Source organism: Catellatospora sp. NPDC049133 (assembly GCF_040648455.1).
Classification (GTDB): Bacteria; Actinomycetota; Actinomycetes; order Mycobacteriales; family Micromonosporaceae; genus Catellatospora; species Catellatospora aurea.
Window position 1 is genome coordinate 155292 of the sequence record NZ_JBEZDT010000020.1, and the last position, 17166, is coordinate 172457.

Here is a 17166-nt window from a genome sequence, read left to right on the forward strand (position 1 = left end):
CCGGGCGGGAGCGAATCAGCCTTGGTCGGAGCTGCGGGCTGCTGCGCCGGCCGGCGGTACGCCGCGGCGCAGCAGATCCTTGAAGACACCCAGCCGCTGGATGGTGCTGGTGCCTTCCATGTACTCCACCGCCCGCGCATCACGTGCCAGCTTGTCCAGCAGGGGATGCTCGAACCGCGCGCCCGGACCGAGCATCTGCAGCGCCGCGACGGTCACCCGCTCCGCCAGCCGGGCCGCGCTCACCTTCGCCACCGAGGCGAGGTGCCCGTCGTCGGCGTCGCGGTCGACCGCCTCGGCGCTGCGGCGCGTCAGCCGGCGGACCGTCTCGATGTCATGTGCCATGCGCGCGAGCCGGTCCCCCGCGTCGCCCCGGGCTGTCGGCCGCTGCGCCAGGACGTACTCGTAGGCCGCGCGCGCGACACCGACCCCCATGGTGGCGACGACCGGTCGCAGCAGGTTGAAGGTGCGCAGCCAGCCCAGCGCACCGCGGCGGGTCGCGGGCAGGTGCCGCCCCAGCACCTGCTCGTCGGGCACCGCCACCCCGGTCAGCCGGAGGGCTGCCAGCTGGGCTCCGCGGACGCCCAGCGTCGGGATCGGCTCGGCCGAGTAGCCCGGGGTGCCTGCCTCCACCAGCACGGCGCCCAGGCCGAGCGGGCCTCCGCCGATCCTGGCGAACACCACACCCAGGTCTGCCCGAGCCGCGTTGCCGACGTATCGCTTGTCCCCGTGCAGCCGCGCGGGCCCGCCGTCGGCCGGGCGCTCCAGCCGGCACTGCAGGTGGCCGGCGTCGGAGCCGCGGTCTGGTTCGGTGAGCGCGAAGAACGTCCAGGTCGGGCGGTCGAGCAGCCGGCCGAAGAAGGACTCCTTCTGTGCGGGGTCTCCCATCGCGTCGACCACGACGCCGCTCATCGGCGCGCCGGGCGAGGCGAGCGTGATGCCGAGGTCGCCGTATGCCGTCTCCTCGAGGAACACCACGCGTTCCAGGGCGCTGGTCAGATAGAAGCGCTCACCGGACAGCAGCAGCGGACGCGGGTTGTACTCGGCCGGGATCTGCAGTGTGCCCAGCCGTGAGAGCACCGCCAGGTGGGTGAGGGTCGAGATCGCATCGGGGTCGCGGTCCACCCGCAGGGCGTGCGGGCGCATCTCGTCGGCCCACTGGCGGGCCTCGGCCTGGAGCAGCAGCAGCCGACGGTCGAGTTCGCTCATGCCGGGACCGCCTCACTGCGCGCGTCGCCGTAGGCGTCGGCCAGCAGCTCCGACACATAGCCAGTGGCAGCGGGCCCGTCCAGCTCGTAGCCGTGCGCCCCGAACAGGTGCAACAGGCTGCGGTCGGCCCGGGTGATCCGGCGGTGCAGGTCCGCTGCCGCCGCAGGGTCGAGGCCCTCGGCCGAGTCGAGTTCGCAGCCGATCTCGAGATGTTCGATCACCAGGTCGGCGACGGCGACCTGCAGCGCCTGGTGGCGCAGCAGCGGCTGGCCGCCGGTGCTGCGTCGGCCGAGGTGGGCGACGGCACGGTCGAGCAGGCCCTGGGACAGACCGAGCCGGAGTCCGGCCAGGACGGTCGCCCACGGATACGGGTCGGCCGCGGCGGGCCGCGTGCCCACCCGCAGCGCCACCACGCCGGTGACCGGCACGGGCAGGGCCTGTTCGCGGGCCCGGTCACGCGCCAGGAAGGTCGTCCCGACGCGCAGCCGCACGGCGGTGCGTGACGCCTGCGGGCACAGCACCGCGTGGCCGGCGGGGCCGACCAGGATGGTTTCGGCGCCCGCCAGCGCGTGCAGGCGGGTCAGAGCCACTTGCCAGCCATGTTCTCGGCCCGCCTTGAGCAGCACGTGCCCGGGCTGTGCCGGTTCGGGCGCGGTGGCCGTGGGCCGTCCTGTCGTCATCGCTTGCCTCTGCGCGCGCGTCGGGCGGTGAGCAGCGGGCCGATCCGGTCGAACATGGTGAGCGCGGATCCGATGGCCATGTGCATGTCGAGGTACTGGTAGGTGCCGAGCCGCCCGCCGAAGAACACCGCTTTCTCCTCCTGGGCGCGTTTGCGGTAGCGCAGCAGCCGCTCGCGGTCGCGCGCGGTGTTGACCGGGTAGTACTGCTCGTCGTCGCGCGTGGCGAACCGGGAGTACTCCCGCACGATGACGGTGCGGTCGCGCGGGTAGTGGCGGCGTTGCGGGTAGAAGTGGCGGAACTCGTGGATCCGGGTGAACGGCACGTCCTGGTCGGGGTAGTTCATCTGGGAGGTGCCCTGGAAGTCGCCGATCGGCAGCACCTCGCGTTCGAAGTGCAGCGTGCGCCAGGCCAGCGGACCTTCGGCATAGTCGAAATAGCGGTCGATGGCACCGGTGTACACGATCGGCACTTTGCCGGCGAAGTCCGCTCGCACGTCGAAGAAGTCGACGTCCAGGCACACCTCGATACCGGGATGGTCGGCCATCCGTTCGAGCCATGGCGTGTATCCGTCGACCGGCAGCCCTTCGTACACGTCGTCGAAGTATCGGTCGTTGAACGTGTATCGGACCGGGAGGCGGGTGATGATGTCGGCGGGAAGCCGTCTGGGATCGGTCTCCCACTGCTTGGCCGTGTACCCGCGGATGAACGCCTCGTAGAGGGGCCGTCCGATCAGGGACACCGCCTTGTCCTCCAGGTTCTGCGGGTCGGTGACGTCGCGCGCCTGGTCGGCGATCAGGCGGCGGGCCTCCTGCGGCGACATCGCCCGGCCGAAGAACTGGCAGATGGTGCCGAGGTTGATGGGCATCGGATAGACGCGTCCACCCGCGAGGGAGAACACGCGGTGCCGGTAGTCGGTGAAGGAGGTGAACCGGTTGACGTAGTTCCAGACCCGCTCGTTGGAGGTGTGGAACACGTGCGTGCCGTAGCGATGCACCTCGATTCCGGACTCCGGATCGATCTCGCTGTAGGCGTTGCCGCCGACGTGTTTTCGCCGTTCGAGGATCAGCACGTTCAGACCGAGTTCGCTCGCGCAGCGTTCGGCGATGGTGAGACCGAACAGGCCTGACCCGACCACCAGCAGATCGGGGCTCATCTGCCGCGGCCCGTTCCGGTGGCCAGGTGCCGCTGTGCCCGCCACGCGCGCGCGTCGTCGCGGTCGGGTGGAGCTGCCGGGCATATCACGTACGTGTGTGGAGTCATGGTGCCCGACAGCGCGGGCAGTGCGGCGACGCAGCCCAGGTGGACCGTCTCGGGTGTGAGCGTGGCCGTCGGGTCGGCGACGAAGCCGACCAGCCGGGTTCCCTCCGCCTGGTCGTCGGCGGTGACCAGGCAGTCCTCGCCGACGACACCGGCCAGCAGGCGCCGCACCGTGCTCAGTTCCACCCAGCCGGAGTCCACGAAGCGCCAGCCGTCGCCGCGCACGGGCGCGCTGATCCCGGTCACCGTCGCCAGGTCGGCGAACCCGACCTCTCCGTCACCGGCGGCGATCAGCAGCTTCTCCACGGCTTCGGCCATCGCGACCACGTCCGCGGCGGAGAAGCAGCGGGGGTCGGCCCACAGTGCCGCGGCGAGCTCGCCCTCGACGGCCAGCAGGTCGAAGGAGAGCCGGGAGACGGCAGGCTCATCGGCCAGCCAGGCCATGCCGACGCCCAGGCGTCCGCGGGCGGGTGACGGGTCGTCGTGCCGGCCCACTTTCTCGATCAGGCCGTACCTGGTCGCGCTGAGCTGGTCCGCCTCGTCTGCGGGGGCGGCGCTCAGGGAGCTCATGTCGTTGAACACGAACTCCCGGGCGTGTGCGCGCACGCCCCGTTCGTGGGCGATCTCGTCGAACAGGCTCCACAGCCGGCCGGTGTCGAACCAGCCGTGCCAGTAGGCCCGGATCGTGTCGCGGGCGACCAGCCGCGCCGCGGCGTCGAAGGTCTCCGCGGTGCGCAGGTCGAGGCAGGCGAAGGCGTCCGAGGCGAGCTGGCCCACATAGTGCTGCATGCCGGGCAGGAAGCGGTTGGCGGTGGGGCTGGTGACCGGGCATCGCCGTTGTCCGGACTGGTGGGCGATCACCATGGACACGGCGGTGAGCACGACCGTTCGACTGCCGACCCCGATCCGCCGGGACGCGGCCTCGACCGCGGCGGCGGCCGGTGCTGACCGGACCAGCAGTCCTCGGTGAAACGGCCGGCCGGTGGCCGGGCCGGGCGGGAACAGCGAGTGGGCGGTTCCGCGCAGCTGTGCGCGCCAGTAGTTCAGGCTGTTGCGCTGCCGGCGCCGCAGTGCCGGTGTGTTCTCCAGCGCCAGCAGGTCCACCGGCTGCGGTCCGGCCGGCGGCAGCTCCCGGGCGGCCAGCAGTGACTCGAGTTCCGCCAGGATGATCATCAGTGCGGCCATGTCTGCCGCCACGTGGCAGATCGCCAAGATCACATGCGAGACCTCGGGACCGGCGCAGACCGCCGCCACCCGGAACGGGGGCCTGGTCGCCAGGTCCGTCCAGGGGGCACCGCGCACCTCGTCGCGTACCCGCGCCAGTTCGGGCTCGCTCAGCGGTGTGTCGCTGTCGTAGATCGCGATGTCCAGGTGGCCGCCGCCGTTGACGACCTGCGTCGGCCGCGTGCCCAGGCGGTACGTGGTGCGCAGCGAGTCGTGGCGCGCCATGAGCGCCGCCGTCGCCACGCACAGGCGGGCCAGGTCGGTGCCGGCGGGGGCGGCAAGTGTCGCACTGAGCGTGACGGCTGCGCCGTCGAGCAGGACGCTGAGAAGGTTCGCCTGGCCTCGCGTCAGGTCGTGGCTGCCCCTGTCCTGGCCGGTGAAGGGGGCCGCAATGTGTCGGACCTCGCGCATCCGCCAACTCCTCCCACGCGGTCGACGGCGATCGCGACGCCACACCGGCGACGAGGGGATCGGGACCGGGCCACCGCGATCACCCGATTCGCCCGTGGGCTCCGGGCATCTGCCATTCAAGCGGTCCGGATCGGGCCCGCCAACGCCTCCGTCAGACCATGCCCATTTGGGGGTCCGTCGGCGCGCGCTCGTTCGGTGCTTTCCAAACCCCATGGCCGTCGGCGAATACTGCCCGTACACCACGCCGTCGGGTTCGCCCCGGCGTCGGCAGGCAACGGCAAGGGAGGACCTTCGTGCACGCCATCGTCATGGTGGGAGGCAAGGGAACCCGGCTCTTGCCACACACGCGCAACACGCCGAAGGCGCTGCTGGGGGTGGGTGGCCGGCCGATCCTGGAGATCCTCGTCGGCAGGCTGCGCCAGGCCGGCGCGGATCGTGTCACGATGTGCGTGTCGCATCTGGCCGACGCCATCCGCCAGCGGTTCGGCGACGGCAGCGAGTTCGGCGTGGCGCTGGACTACGCGTTCGACCGGGAGCCGATGGGCACGGCGGGTCCGTTGCTGCTGGTCCGGGACTGGCACGAGGCCGCGCTGATCGTCAACGGGGACGTGCTCAGCACCATCGACTTCGCCCACCTGCACAAGGTGCACCGGGCCGGCTCCAGCCTGCTCACCGTCGCCGCGCACGCCCACCGCGTGCCGGTCGAGCTCGGGGTGCTGGACATCGTCGACGGCCAGGTCATCGGGGTGCGCGAGAAGCCGGAACTCCTGCTGGACGTGGCGGCGGGGATCTACGTCGCCGACCCTGCGGTGCGCGAGCACATCCCGCCTGACAGAGCCACCGACATGCCCGCACTCATCACCACGCTGACGCGGCTGGGCGCCCACGTCGACGCGTACCGGTTCTCCGACGAGTGGCACGACATCGGCACCCCGCAGAAGTACGCCCTGGTGCAGCAACGGGTTTTGGATGATCCCATCTTCGGGGCCTGAGCGGTGCGCCCCGCCGCCGGCAGCGCGATCTGAGGAAGGCACGGCAGTGGACGAGTTGCACTGGTGGTCGGCCCGGCGGGTGGCGGCCGCCGTCGCGGCGCGCACGTTGTCCGCCCGCGAGTACCTGGCCGCGCTGCTGGCGCGCATCGAGCGGCACAACGCGGCGTTGGGGCTGGTCGTCACGATCGACGAGCGGGCGTCGGAGTGGGCCCGGCAGGCCGATGAGGCCGCGGTCCGGGGCCACCGGCTGGGGGCGCTGCACGGTGTCGCGATGACGGTCAAGGACAGCCTCGCGACCGAGGGGCTGCGCACCACCGGTGGCCTGCCGATGTTGGGCGGGTTCGTGCCGCGCGAGGACGCTGCCGCGGTCGGGCGGCTGCGCCAGGCCGGCGCCATCGTCTTCGGCAAGACGAACCTCGCGGCCGCGTCGGCCGACATCCAGTCGTACAACGATGTCTTCGGCACCGCCCGCAACCCCTGGCATCCTGAACACAGCACCAGCGGCTCGTCCGGCGGCGGCGCCGGCGCGGTCGCGTGCGGGTTCACCCCCGTCGAGCTCGGCTCCGACGTCGCGGGCTCGATCCGGCTGCCGGCCTCGGCGTGCGGGGTGTTCGGGCACAAGCCGAGTTTCGGGATCGTGCCGATGCGCGGGCACGTCCCGCCGATGCCGTTCCAACCGACCACCGTCGACCTGGCGGTGGCGGGCCCCATGGCGCGCACTGTCGACGACCTGGAGACGGTCCTGAGGGCCACGGTCGGCCCGCACCCCTGGGACGAGCCGGCGTGGCAGGTGAGCCTGCCACCGGCGCGACCTGTGCGGCGGATCGCGGCCTGGATCGACGACCCCTACTGCCCGGTCGACGCGGAGGTCGCCGTCGCGTTGAAGACGGCGATCGACGCGTTCTGCCGCGCCGGGGCGCAGGTGGAGTACGCGCAACCTGCCGGCGTCCGGCTGGGCGACAGCGACCTGGTGTTCCGGCAGCTGTTGGCGGGTTTCGCCGCGACCGCCGACGCCGGCAGCGGCGACGTGGCAAGGCTCGGCGGCGAACTGGCCGACCGGCCGCTGCCGGACTGGGTTCGGGCGGACGCGCAACGGCAGCGGCTGCGGCTGCATTGGCGGGAGTTCTTCGCCCGGTACGACGTGCTCCTGCTGCCGGTCGCCGCCAACCTGGCGATCCGGCATGATCACCGGCCGTTCGCCGAGCGCCGGGTCACCGTCGACGGCGCGGAGCGGCCCTACTGGCAGCAGACGGTCTGGGCGGGTCTGACCGGCGTGGCCTACCTGCCCTCGACGGTGGTCCCGGTGCGGCTGGACTCGCACGGCCTGCCCGTCGGCGTGGCGATCGCCGGACCGTATCTGGGCGACCTGACGACGCTCGCCGCAGCGCGGCTGCTCGCCGGGGCGCTGGACCCGATCGGCCACCCGCCCCTCGACGGTGGGCGGGACTCCCGTGACTGAGGTCTTGGCCCGGGACGGGCACGCCGCCTGCGCGGTGGCGTGCCCGTCCCGGCTCGCTAGACGAGACCGCTCTTCATCGCCGTCACCACGGCGGCGGTCCGGTTGGGAGCCCCGAGCTTGAGCAGCACGGCACCGACCAGACGCTTGGCTCCGTGGGTGGAGATGCTCAGGGCCCGCGCGATCTGCTTGTTGCTGAGCCCGTCGGCGAGCAGCGCGAGCGCCTCCGATTCGCGGAAGGTCAGCGACACCGGGCGCGACTCGCGCCCCTGCCCGATCCGCCGTGCGCCGGTGAGAAGGTGGCGCGCCAGCGACGGGGGCATCGGCATCATGCCCGAGACGGTGCGCGAGAGGCTGTCGTCCAACGACTCGGCGGACAGGTCGGTGATGAAGACGAAGCCGTCCGCCGTGGCGCTGGCCGACTTGAACGCCTTCCTGATCCGCACCTCGTCACCGGCGACCAGGATCCGAGGCAGGCCGTCACCGGCCAGCGCAGGCTCCTCGGCCAGCGAGGGCCACTGCTCCACCGACACGATGACCACATCGCATGGGTGGGAGGCGAGCAGGCGGCCCAGGTCCTCGGTGTCGGCGGCGCGGTAGACGCGGCCGACTCTCTCGACGTTGCCCAGCAGTACTTCCAGTCCCTTGCTCAGTACCTCCCCGCCCACGCACAACGCCACGTCGACCGTGGCGTCGTCTGCTTCGGAACTGTGTTGGGCATGGTGATGGTCCATTCGTTCCTCCCCCGTGAAGTCATCAGTTTGTATCACTATAAAGTTACTTTACACAAGCCATTCGGGCGGCTGCCCGTTTCAACCGGCCGATATGGCATGGACCGTACGGATGGCACGACGACCTGCCGACCGGCTCCGCTCGCAGCGGAACCTGCCGGCTTGCACGGCGCACGTCGCGCTATCCCGGATAGCCGGCGTCGACGGCCTGCGCGACGCGCTCCCAACTCATCTCGGCCCGCACCCGCAGCCGGCCGGCCCGGCCGAGCGCGAGCCGTCTGGCGTCATCGGACAGCAGTTCGCGCAGCCGGCCGGCGACCGCTTGCGCAGCGTGTTCGGTGACCAGACCGTCGACGCCGTCGCGGACCACGTCGGCGATCCCGGGGAAGCGTCCGGCGACGACCGGCTTGCCCAACGCCCACGCCTCGGCGAAGACCAGCGGGAACACGTCCGCCCGCGTCGGCAGGCAGAACACGTCGCAGGCGGCGATGGCGTCATGCTTCAACTGGTCGTCGACGATGCCGAGATCCACGATGCGCGGGTCGGTCACGGCGCGGAACGCCTCCACGGCGGCGGACTCGCCGTAGGGTCCGGCGAACAGGAAGACGACGTCCGGGTGCGACGCCCACACCAGCGGGGCGGCGTCCAGCAGGGTGGCGTACCCCTTCGCGGCGACCCGGCGCCCGACGAACAACACCGACCGGCCGGACGGCACATACCGTGCGCGGAAAGCGGCCGGGTCCGGCGTGCCGACCAGATCGGGCGCCGACGGCAGGTGTCTGAGCCGGTCCCGGTCGACGCCGAGCGCGCTGAAACGGTCCGCTTCGGTGGCCGTCAGCACGTAGACGACGTCGGCTTCCCGGCACAACCGCGCTCCCGCCGACAGATCCGGCCAGCACTCGGGGGCGGACGCGGGGGTGAGCGCGAACCTCGCTCCGGCGCGGTCGGCGAGTTCCTTCGCCCGCTGCACGGCCGCCGGCTGGGCCAAGTCGTAGGCGTGCACGACGTCCGGGGCGAACGCCTGCGCGGCTGCGCCGTCCAGGTCGAACCAGTGCCACCGGCCGCCGTCGGCCGGCGGCCGGGCGTCCGTCATCACGGCGGTCCGGTGGCCGAGGCGCGCCAGGGCAGCCGTGGTCCGCCATGCCATACGCTGGGCGCCGGAGGTCTGCGCACCTTCGACACAGCCGAAGACGGTGAGTATCCGGCGCACCCGTCAGCCCCGGCCGAGTTCGAGGTAGTCGATACCCTGCGCGTCGCGCAGCCGGTCGGCCAACACGCCCCACATGTCGAACACGACCGGGTCCGGGCGCATCGCGGCGCGCAGGTGCTGCGCCGTCAGGTCCGCATATCCGGGATGGTCGTTCAGCAGCAGCAGGCCGTGGCTGTCGCGCAGGCCCTCCTCCAGGCCGACGGGCTTGAACCCGATCGACGCGGTCCGTTCGGCCGGAACCAGGAAATCGTGCGCGACCAGGAGCCCGACCTGCGCGCCGAGCTCGCGGGCGACGACCTCCGACGCGGCGCCGCGCACGTCGTCGGTGACCGGCCGCCCCTTGTAGGCGACCCCGCAGACCAAGATCTTGCACTCCCCGACCGGAGTACGCCGGGCGGCCAGTGCGCGCAGCATCCGCCGGGCCGCCCGGACGGGCACGTTCTCGTTGACCGCCCGCGCGGCGGCGACCATGGGCGGCCGGTAGCCGACCGACTCACCGCTGTGTATCAGCAGGTAGGGGTCCTTGGTCAGGCAGCTGCCGCCGACGAATCCCGGCCGGGCGATGTCCGGGCGCGGGTAGCGGGTGTTGGCGCCGCGAATCACCTCGTGGGCGTCCAGCCCCAGGTGCTCGGCGAGCTCCGCGAGCTCGTTGCCGAAGCCGTAGATGAGGTCGGTGTGCGCGTTGCACGCCAGTTTGACCAGCTCGGCGGCCTCCAGGGAGGAGACGTGCACCTGGTCGGGTGCGATGCGGTCGAAGAGCTCACGGGCGCGGTCCCGCGACCTCGCATCGAGCGCCCCGATGACCTGCGGCAGGGAACGGATCTCGGTCAGGGCGCGGCCCTGGATGGTGCGCTCCGGGCAGAAGGCCAGCAGTGGCTCGTCCACGAATCGACGCAGGATGGGCAGCACCATGTTGCGGCAGGTGCCGACCGGCACGGTGCTGCGCACCACCACCAGGGTCTGCGGGCCGATGTGTGCGGCGACGGCGGTGACCGCGGCTTCGAACTGGCGCAGGTCGGGCCGGTGCGCGTGGGCGTCGAACGGGGTGCCCACGCAGACCACCACGGCTTCCGACGGCGCGGGCGGCAGTTCCCCGGCGTACGTGAGGATGCCCGGCGGCAGCGTGCGCAGCTCGTCGCTCAGGCCGGGCTCGAAGAACGACGGTCTGCCCGCCGCGGCCGCGGCCCTGGCCTCGGAGTTGGTGTCCACCCCGAGCGTGCGCACGCCCGCGGCGGCGAAACAGGCCGCCAGCGGCAATCCGACGTAACCTAGGCCGACGATCGTGACGGCGTGGCCGTCCCCGGTGTCGGCGCGGTGCTGACCTGACATCCGCCGTCCTCGCCTCATGCGCCTCACCCGTCGGAATGGCGCTTGTCGTTCACCAGCCTCGCGCGCGCAGAGCCTGTGCGGCACCCCTTGGCAGACGGTCGATGGACCTGGACAACCAGCTATACCCGTTTTCGACCGTTGCCCGTGGCGCGTACGCCGTCCTAGCGTGACGCCTTGACGTGGGCGGATCCGGCCCGGACCTGGCCCGCACGGCGCGGCCGGCGCTGCCGGACGCGCCGGGACCGCGGACGGGGTGACCGCCCGACCTCCGAGGGTTAGTGATACGGGGCAGTGTGAGAACCGAACTGGGCAGTGCGTTGCGGGCCAACGCGGAGCGCCTCGGCGGGCGGACCGCCCTCACCGTGTACCAGGGGCGGCACCGGACCTCGCTGTCCTGGGCGGAGCTGGCGGAGGCCGCCCAGCGCGCCGCCGCCCGCCGCGACGAGCTCCTCGGGCAGGAGCACACGATCCTCTACGCCCTGGACAACTCCGCCGCCGGAGTGTCCGGGTTGCTGGGCGCGCTGCTGGCGGGTGTCGACGTGGCCGTCTTCGAGTCCGGCAGCCGCCAGCTGCGCGATCCGGGTTCGGTGTTCCACACGGCCGGGACGCGTACCCTGGTCGCAGGCGACACGGCCGGACGCCCGGACGCGTACCGGGTGGTCCCCGTCGACCAGCTCATCGCGGCGGGCGCGAACACCGCGCCGGCCGGCCCGCGCCCGGCCGGCGGCGAGGTCCACGTCTGCCAGGCGACCTCGGGGTCGACGGGAGAACCTCGGCTGGCCCGCCAGCCGGTGTCGAACCTGCTGCGCGGCGGCGCCCTCTACCGGGACCTCTACGGCCTCACGCCCGACGACGCCATCGTCGCCGCGGTGCCGGTCGCCCACTCTTTCGGGATGGTCGGCGGGCTGTTCGCCGCCGTCGTCTCCGGTGCCGCGCTCACCGTGTTCACCCAGTTCAACCCCCACGGGTTGCGCGCCGCCGTCGAGGAGGGCGCCACCGTCGCGCTCGGCACCCCGCTGGTTTACGAGCTGGTGGTGCGTACCGTGCACCCCGCGTCGAGCCGGCTGCGGGTGGCGCTGTCGTCCGGTGGCGCGATCGCGGCCGAGGTCGCCGCGGCCGCCGGACAGCGCCTGGGCGCCGCCGTGCTCCAGGTGTACGGCAGCACCGAGACCGGGCTCATCGCCTGCCAGCTGCCCGGGGAGCAGCCGTGGCCCGCGGGCTGCGTGGGGCGGCCGGTCCGCGACGCCGAGCTGCGGTTCGACGACGGGCGGCTGCTGGTGCGCACCGCCACGATGTTCCGCGGCTACCTCGGCGACCGGTCACCGGTCGCGGACTTCCACGACATCGGCGACCTGGCCTCGGTCGACGGGGCCGGGCGACTCGTCCTGCACGGGCGGCGCAGCGCGTTCATCAACGTGGGCGGCCGGAAGGTCAACGCCGCCCGGGTCCAGCGGGTGGTCGCCGAGTATCACGGGCTGGCCGAGTCCGCCGTGTACGGCGCCGACTCCCTCGGCGGGCAGGAGGTCCATGCGGCGGTCGTGCTGACCGGCGGCGGTTCGGTCGCCGAACTTATCGCGCACTGCCGCTCCCGGCTCGCCGACTACGAGGTTCCGCACCGGGTGCACGAGCTGCCCCGGCTGCCGCGTACCGGGATGGGAAAGGTCGATGTCAACGGCCTGCCTGGCAGGTCCCAGGGGAAGGACGGGTGAACGTGCGAAGGGCGTTGGTCACCGGTGGCGCCGGTTTCATCGGCCTGCATCTGTGCCGTCGGCTGCTGGCCGACGGGTTCGAGGTCGTCGTCGTGGACAACATGTCGCGGCACGGAACGGACGACGAGGTCGTCGCGTTGCGCCCGCACGTGCGGATGATCGACCACGATCTGACGAGAGGGATGCCGTCGAAGCTGGCCGAGCAGTACGACCTCGTCTTCCATCTCGCCGCGTGGGTCGGCGTGGACCGGGTGGCCAGGGAGCCGTTCCGGGTGCTGCACGACAACGTCGCCGCGACCATGACACTGGTCGACTGGTGTGCGCGGCGCTCGGTCGGCGCGCTCTTCCTCAGCTCCACCAGCGAGGTGGCCGACGGCGCGGCGGCCGCGGGGCTGACCGGCTTCCCGGTGCGCGAGGACGGCGCGTTCGTCCTGCGGAACCCGCATGAGGCACGCGCCACGTACGCGTTGAGCAAGCTGGTCAGCGAGTCGCTGCTGCTGCATCACGGCGGGTTCCCGATCCGGATCGGGCGCTACTACAACGTGTACGGGCCGAGGATGGGACTCAACCACGTCGTCTCCCAGTTCGCCGACCGCGCGTTGCGCGGCGTCGATCCGTTCCCGATCTACGGCGGGGTCAACACCCGGGCGTTCTGCCACGTCTCCGACGCGGTGGAGGCCACCATGCGCCTGGCGGCGCTGCCGGGTTCGGCACCGGTGACGGCGAACATCGGCGACGACACCACCGAGCTGAGCATGCAGGAGCTGGCGATGCTGGTGATCCGCGCGGCGGGCGGCGCGCCGCGCCTGGAGGTCCACGCGGCTCCGCCGGGTTCGCCCGCGCGGCGGGTGCCCGACCTGGGACGGCTGCGGGAGCTCACCGACTACCAGCCGCGGACGCCACTCGCCGACGGGATCGCGGAGACCGTGCGCTGGTATGCCAACCGCTCGGTGCGGGAAGCGCGATGAGCGCGGCCGACACCACGCCATGGCGGGTGACACTCGGCGCGACGACGCTCGGCGAGCGGGAGATCGCGGCGGTGACGCAGGTGCTCACCGGCGGATGGCTGTCCATGGGCCCGGTCACCCGGACGTTCGAGCGGGAGTTCGCGCACGCGCTGGGTGCCGCCGACGCCGTCGCGGTGAGCAGCGGCACGGCGGCGCTGCACCTGGCGCTGCTGGCGCTGGGCATCGGCCCCGGCGACGAAGTGATCATGCCGGCGCTGTCGTTCGTCGCCGCGGCCGCGATGAGCGTCGCCGTAGGCGCCGTGCCGGTGTTCGCCGACGTGCGTTCCCCCACCGATCTCACGCTCGATCCCGACGACGTCGAGCGCCGCATCACCGCCCGCACCAGGGCGGTGGTCGTGATGCACTACGCCGGATACGCCGCGGACCTCGCCCGCCTGCGTCGGCTGACCGCGGACCGCGGGCTCAGTCTGATCGAAGACGCCGCTCACGCACCCGCGGTGCGTGAGCGCGACGGCGCGTTCCTGGGCACCGTCGGCGACGTCGGTTGCTTCAGCTTCTACGCCAACAAGAACATGACCACCGGCGAAGGCGGCATGATCGTCGCAGCCGACCCGGAGGTGCTGGCCCGCTGCAGGTCGCTGCGCTCGCACGCGATGAGCACGTCGCCGCGCGAACGCGACAACGGCTCGGGATACGACATCGCCGCGCTGGGCTTCAACTACCGGCCGACCGAGATCGGCGCGGCCATCGGCCGCGTCCAGCTGGAACGGCTGGCCGCCGACCGCGAGATCCGAGCCGGTGTCGTCGCCGACTACCGCGAAGCGCTTGCCGGTGTCCCGGGGCTGGTCCTGCCGTTCGCCGACCGGGCCGGCGCGGACACGGCCGACCATCTCTTCGCGGTCCTGCTGCCTGCCGGAGCGGCCAGGGCCGCGTTCCGGACGGCGCTGGCGTCGGCCGGGGTGCAGACGTCGGTGCATTACACGCCGACCCATCACCTGACCTACTACCGGCGACGGCTGCCCGACCTGCGGCTGCCCGTGACCGACGCGATCGCCGGGCGGCTGGTGTCGCTGCCGCTGCACGCGTGCATGTCAGGCGATCAGTCCCGTGCCGTCACCGACAGCGTGCTCACCGCGCTACGCGCAAACCGCCTGGAGAAAGGCCGAACCTCCCATGTCCGATGAGGATTTCCTGCGCCGGTTGAAGGTCGCGCTACGAGGGGACGCCGATGCCCCGCTCGTGTTCCTGGGCAACTTCGAGGTCGAGGACCGCTGGGCCGAGGACGAGCCGGGGCTGCCGAGATTCTCGATGCGATCGGCCGGCGCGGTGGTGGACCGGATGGACGAGTTCGCCGTGCTGCTGGCCGGCGAAGACGATCACGTCATTCTCAAGGGCCGACCCGACGAGGACTATCTGACGTACCTGTCCGATCTGGGTGTCGGCTTGCCCCGGGTGCTCGCGGTCGGCGAGCAGCGGCCGGGCCGGACGGTCACGCAGGACGTCCTGGCCGATCCGGCGTTGGTGGCCAGGCTCGGCGAGCTGCAGGCCGAGGGCGCGTGCCTGCTGCCGCACGGAGTGTCCGAGCAGGAGGAGTCGCTCGCGTCGGCGAGCGGGATGGCCGTGGCCGGCAGCTCCGCGAAGATCTGCAAGGCGGTCAACAGCAAGATCTACAGTCGGCTGCTGGCCGACGAGGCCGGACTTCGCCAGCCGACCGGGTGGACGTGCCCCGATGTCGACTCGTGGGATGGGGCGGTACGCGGCGCCCGCGCTGTGCTCGCCGACGGTGGCACGATCGCAGTCAAGGACGCGTTCGGTGTCTCCGGCAAGGGCATCATGGTGATCCGCGATGAGCAGGTGCTGCTGCACCTGGACCGGAAGCTGCGGCGCCGCGCGGAGCGGACCGGCGACGGCAGGCTGACGCTGACCGTGGAGACGTGGGTCGGCAAGCGGGCGGACCTCAACTACCAGCTGACGGTGGGCCGCGACGGCTCGGTGGGGTTCGATTTCGTCAAGGAGGCGATCACCGTCGACGGCGTGCACAAGGGTCACCGCATGCCGGCCGATCTGTCGGCGGCCCAGCATGAGGAGATCCGGGCCGCCGCGCAGGCCGTCGGCCGGCGGCTGGCGGCGGACGGCTACCTGGGTGTGGTCGGCGTCGACGGGCTCGTCGGGACTGACGGCCGGCTCTTCCCGGTGATCGAGATCAATGCGCGCAGCAACATGTCGACCTACCAGGTGCGTCTTCAGGAGGCGTTCCTGTCGGAGGGCCGGCACGCGATGGCGGCGCAGTACCCGTTGCGGCTGGGTGGGCGGCTGGAGTTCTGGCGGCTGCGCGCCGCCCTGGGTGAGCTGCTGGCGACCCGGGTCCAGGACACCGGTGTATTGATCAACAATTTCGCGACGGTCAACGCGGCGGCCGACGAGGGCCCCGCCCCGTTCCACGGCCGGCTGTATGCGCTGCTGGTCGCGGGCTCGCCGGACGAACTGGCGGTGCTCGACGAGCAGTTGCGGCACCGGTTGGCCGGCGTGGCCGAAGCGACGGCGGCGTGAGTCGCCGACCTGTGAGGAATCCCGATGAAGGAGGGTGAAGCCATCAGCGCAGAGTTCACGGTGCAGGGCATCTCGGCGTCCGAGCTGGCGGAGCAGTTCGGTACGCCGCTGTACGTGTACGACGGTGCGGCCCTGCGACAGCAGTTCCTGAGGCTGCGGGCCGCGCTGCACCCCGCCGTCGAGATCTTCTTCTCCCTGAAGGCGAATCCCAACGTGTCGATCTGCGCGCTGCTGGGATCGCTGGGGGCGCGTGCGGAGATCTCGTCGCTGGTGGAGCTGGCGACCACACGGCTGGCGGGCATCGCGCCCGAGGACGTCGTGTTCCTGGGACCGGGCAAGAGCAGCGCCGAGATCACCGAGTGCGTCCGGGACGGGATCGCGGCGCTGGTGTGCGAATCGTTGGGCGAGCTGGACGCGATCGACCGGATCGCGCAGGCGGAAGGCGTCGTGGCGCCCGTCGTGCTGCGGGTCAATCCGACCTTCACGGTGAAGGGCTCCGGTCTCACGATGGGCGGCAAGCCCCGCCAGTTCGGCATCGACGAGGCACAGCTGCTGGAGCTCGAACCCGGCGCGCTGCGGCGGCCGGGGGTCCGGCTGATCGGCGTGCAGGTCTACATGGGCACCCGCATCCTCAACGAGGGCGTGATCGTCGAGAACACCCGGCGCATCTTCGACCTGGCCGAGCGGGTCGCCATCCGCCACGGGTTCCCGCTGGAGCTCGTCGACATCGGCGGCGGGCTGGGCATCGCGTACTTCGACGGTGAATCGGACCTGGACGTGGACGTGCTCACGGCAGAGCTGAACCCGGTCGTCGACGACTTCGCGACCCGTCATCCGGGCACGCGGCTGCTGCTGGAGTCGGGCCGCTACCTGACCGCGTGCGCAGGCACGTACATGGTGCGGGTGTCGTATGTGAAGTCCTCGATGGGCGAGCGGTTCGCGGTGGCCGACGGCGGCACCAACCATCACATGGCCGCGGTGGGTGTGGGTTCGTTCGTGAAGCGCAACTTCCCGATGGCGCTGCTCAACCGTTTCACCGAGCCGGCCACCGAGCGGTGGAACGTCACGGGGCCGCTGTGCACACCGAACGACACCATCGGCAAAGGTGTGCAGCTGCCCGAGTTGCGGCCCGGGGACCTGGTCGGCGTGCTGCGTTCCGGGGCGTACGGGCCGACCGCCTCGCCGGTCCTGTTCCTGAGCCACGGCAGCCCTGCCGAGGTGCTCGTCGACGACGGCCGGGCCCATCTCGTCCGGACCCGCGACACCGTCGACGATCTGCTGCGGCCACAGCGGCTGTTCACCCAGGCGCAGGACGCCGCGATGCCGGAACCGGCTGTTTCGGGCTGACGCCACGGGCCGGGTCGGCGCCCGACCGCCGGGGGGGGGGGGGGGCGCGGCCCGCGGCGCGCGGGGCGGGGCGGGGCGGGGCCCCCCCCCCCCCC

14 protein-coding genes are annotated in these 17166 nt (G+C 72.0%); 7 read left to right on the forward strand and 7 right to left on the reverse strand.

The annotated features are described in order from the left end of the window. Positions 1–15 precede the first annotated feature (15 nt). From AB0B35_RS23245 to AB0B35_RS23260, 4 genes are read right to left on the reverse strand one after another with little or no spacing between them, the layout of a single operon-like run. On the reverse strand, positions 16–1206 hold the full coding sequence (locus AB0B35_RS23245) for an acyl-CoA dehydrogenase family protein (protein WP_361048822.1): 1191 nt from the start codon (positions 1204–1206) through the stop codon (positions 16–18). Further along, entirely contained in the window at positions 1203–1886 is a 684-nt protein-coding gene (locus tag AB0B35_RS23250; RefSeq protein ID WP_361048824.1) for a hypothetical protein, read from the reverse strand. Before AB0B35_RS23250 ends, AB0B35_RS23245 begins: the two co-directional genes overlap by 4 nt. After that, positions 1883–3040 carry a UDP-galactopyranose mutase gene (glf, locus tag AB0B35_RS23255; RefSeq protein ID WP_361048826.1) on the reverse strand — a complete coding sequence of 386 codons (1158 nt, stop codon included), beginning with the start codon at positions 3038–3040 and terminating at the stop codon, positions 1883–1885. The genes AB0B35_RS23250 and glf overlap by 4 nt, the downstream gene beginning before the upstream one ends. Next, complete coding sequence (locus AB0B35_RS23260) at positions 3037–4779, reverse strand: condensation domain-containing protein (protein ID WP_361048828.1); 1743 nt, start codon at positions 4777–4779, stop codon at positions 3037–3039. The genes glf and AB0B35_RS23260 overlap by 4 nt, the downstream gene beginning before the upstream one ends. Before the next feature lie 308 nt (positions 4780–5087). Between AB0B35_RS23260 and AB0B35_RS23265 the strand changes: the two genes are divergently transcribed. Then, positions 5088–5771, forward strand: coding sequence for a sugar phosphate nucleotidyltransferase (locus AB0B35_RS23265; RefSeq protein ID WP_361048850.1), 684 nt, complete (start codon positions 5088–5090; stop codon positions 5769–5771). 46 nt (positions 5772–5817) lie between these two features. Beyond that, complete coding sequence (locus AB0B35_RS23270; protein ID WP_361048830.1) at positions 5818–7230, forward strand: amidase family protein; 1413 nt, start codon at positions 5818–5820, stop codon at positions 7228–7230. Positions 7231–7286: 56 nt separating this feature from the next. On the opposite strand, the gene AB0B35_RS23275 is transcribed toward AB0B35_RS23270, so the two are convergent. From AB0B35_RS23275 to AB0B35_RS23285, 3 genes are all read right to left on the reverse strand, one after another. Continuing rightward, positions 7287–7961 (reverse strand): LuxR C-terminal-related transcriptional regulator, encoded by a 675-nt coding sequence (locus tag AB0B35_RS23275; RefSeq protein ID WP_361048832.1) that lies wholly within the window; start codon positions 7959–7961, stop codon positions 7287–7289. A gap of 178 nt (positions 7962–8139) precedes the next feature. Beyond that, positions 8140–9051 (reverse strand): glycosyltransferase family 4 protein, encoded by a 912-nt coding sequence (locus AB0B35_RS23280; RefSeq protein WP_361048834.1) that lies wholly within the window; start codon positions 9049–9051, stop codon positions 8140–8142. Positions 9052–9171: 120 nt separating this feature from the next. Next, a complete protein-coding gene (locus AB0B35_RS23285) occupies positions 9172–10497 on the reverse strand; it encodes a nucleotide sugar dehydrogenase (protein WP_361048836.1) in 1326 nt (441 codons plus the stop codon). Between the two features lie 293 nt (positions 10498–10790). Here AB0B35_RS23285 and AB0B35_RS23290 point away from each other — a divergent pair, with 293 nt between their 5' ends. The 5 genes from AB0B35_RS23290 to AB0B35_RS23310 are packed head-to-tail and all read left to right on the forward strand — an operon-like array spanning position 10791 to position 17071. Further along, positions 10791–12206 (forward strand): fatty acid--CoA ligase family protein, encoded by a 1416-nt coding sequence (locus AB0B35_RS23290; RefSeq protein ID WP_361048838.1) that lies wholly within the window; start codon positions 10791–10793, stop codon positions 12204–12206. A gap of 2 nt (positions 12207–12208) precedes the next feature. Beyond that, on the forward strand, positions 12209–13174 hold the full coding sequence (locus tag AB0B35_RS23295) for an NAD-dependent epimerase/dehydratase family protein (RefSeq protein WP_361048840.1): 966 nt from the start codon (positions 12209–12211) through the stop codon (positions 13172–13174). After that, positions 13171–14358, forward strand: a complete 1188-nt coding sequence (locus tag AB0B35_RS23300) for a DegT/DnrJ/EryC1/StrS family aminotransferase (protein WP_361048842.1) — start codon at positions 13171–13173, stop codon at positions 14356–14358. Before AB0B35_RS23295 ends, AB0B35_RS23300 begins: the two co-directional genes overlap by 4 nt. After that, positions 14348–15724: a hypothetical protein gene (locus AB0B35_RS23305; protein ID WP_361048844.1), complete on the forward strand. Its 1377-nt coding sequence runs from the start codon at positions 14348–14350 to the stop codon at positions 15722–15724. Before AB0B35_RS23300 ends, AB0B35_RS23305 begins: the two co-directional genes overlap by 11 nt. Positions 15725–15748: 24 nt before the next feature. Continuing rightward, the gene (locus AB0B35_RS23310; RefSeq protein ID WP_361048846.1) at positions 15749–17071 is read left to right on the forward strand and encodes a type III PLP-dependent enzyme; all 1323 of its coding nucleotides are present in this window, start codon (positions 15749–15751) and stop codon (positions 17069–17071) included. Positions 17072–17166: the final 95 nt, after the last annotated feature.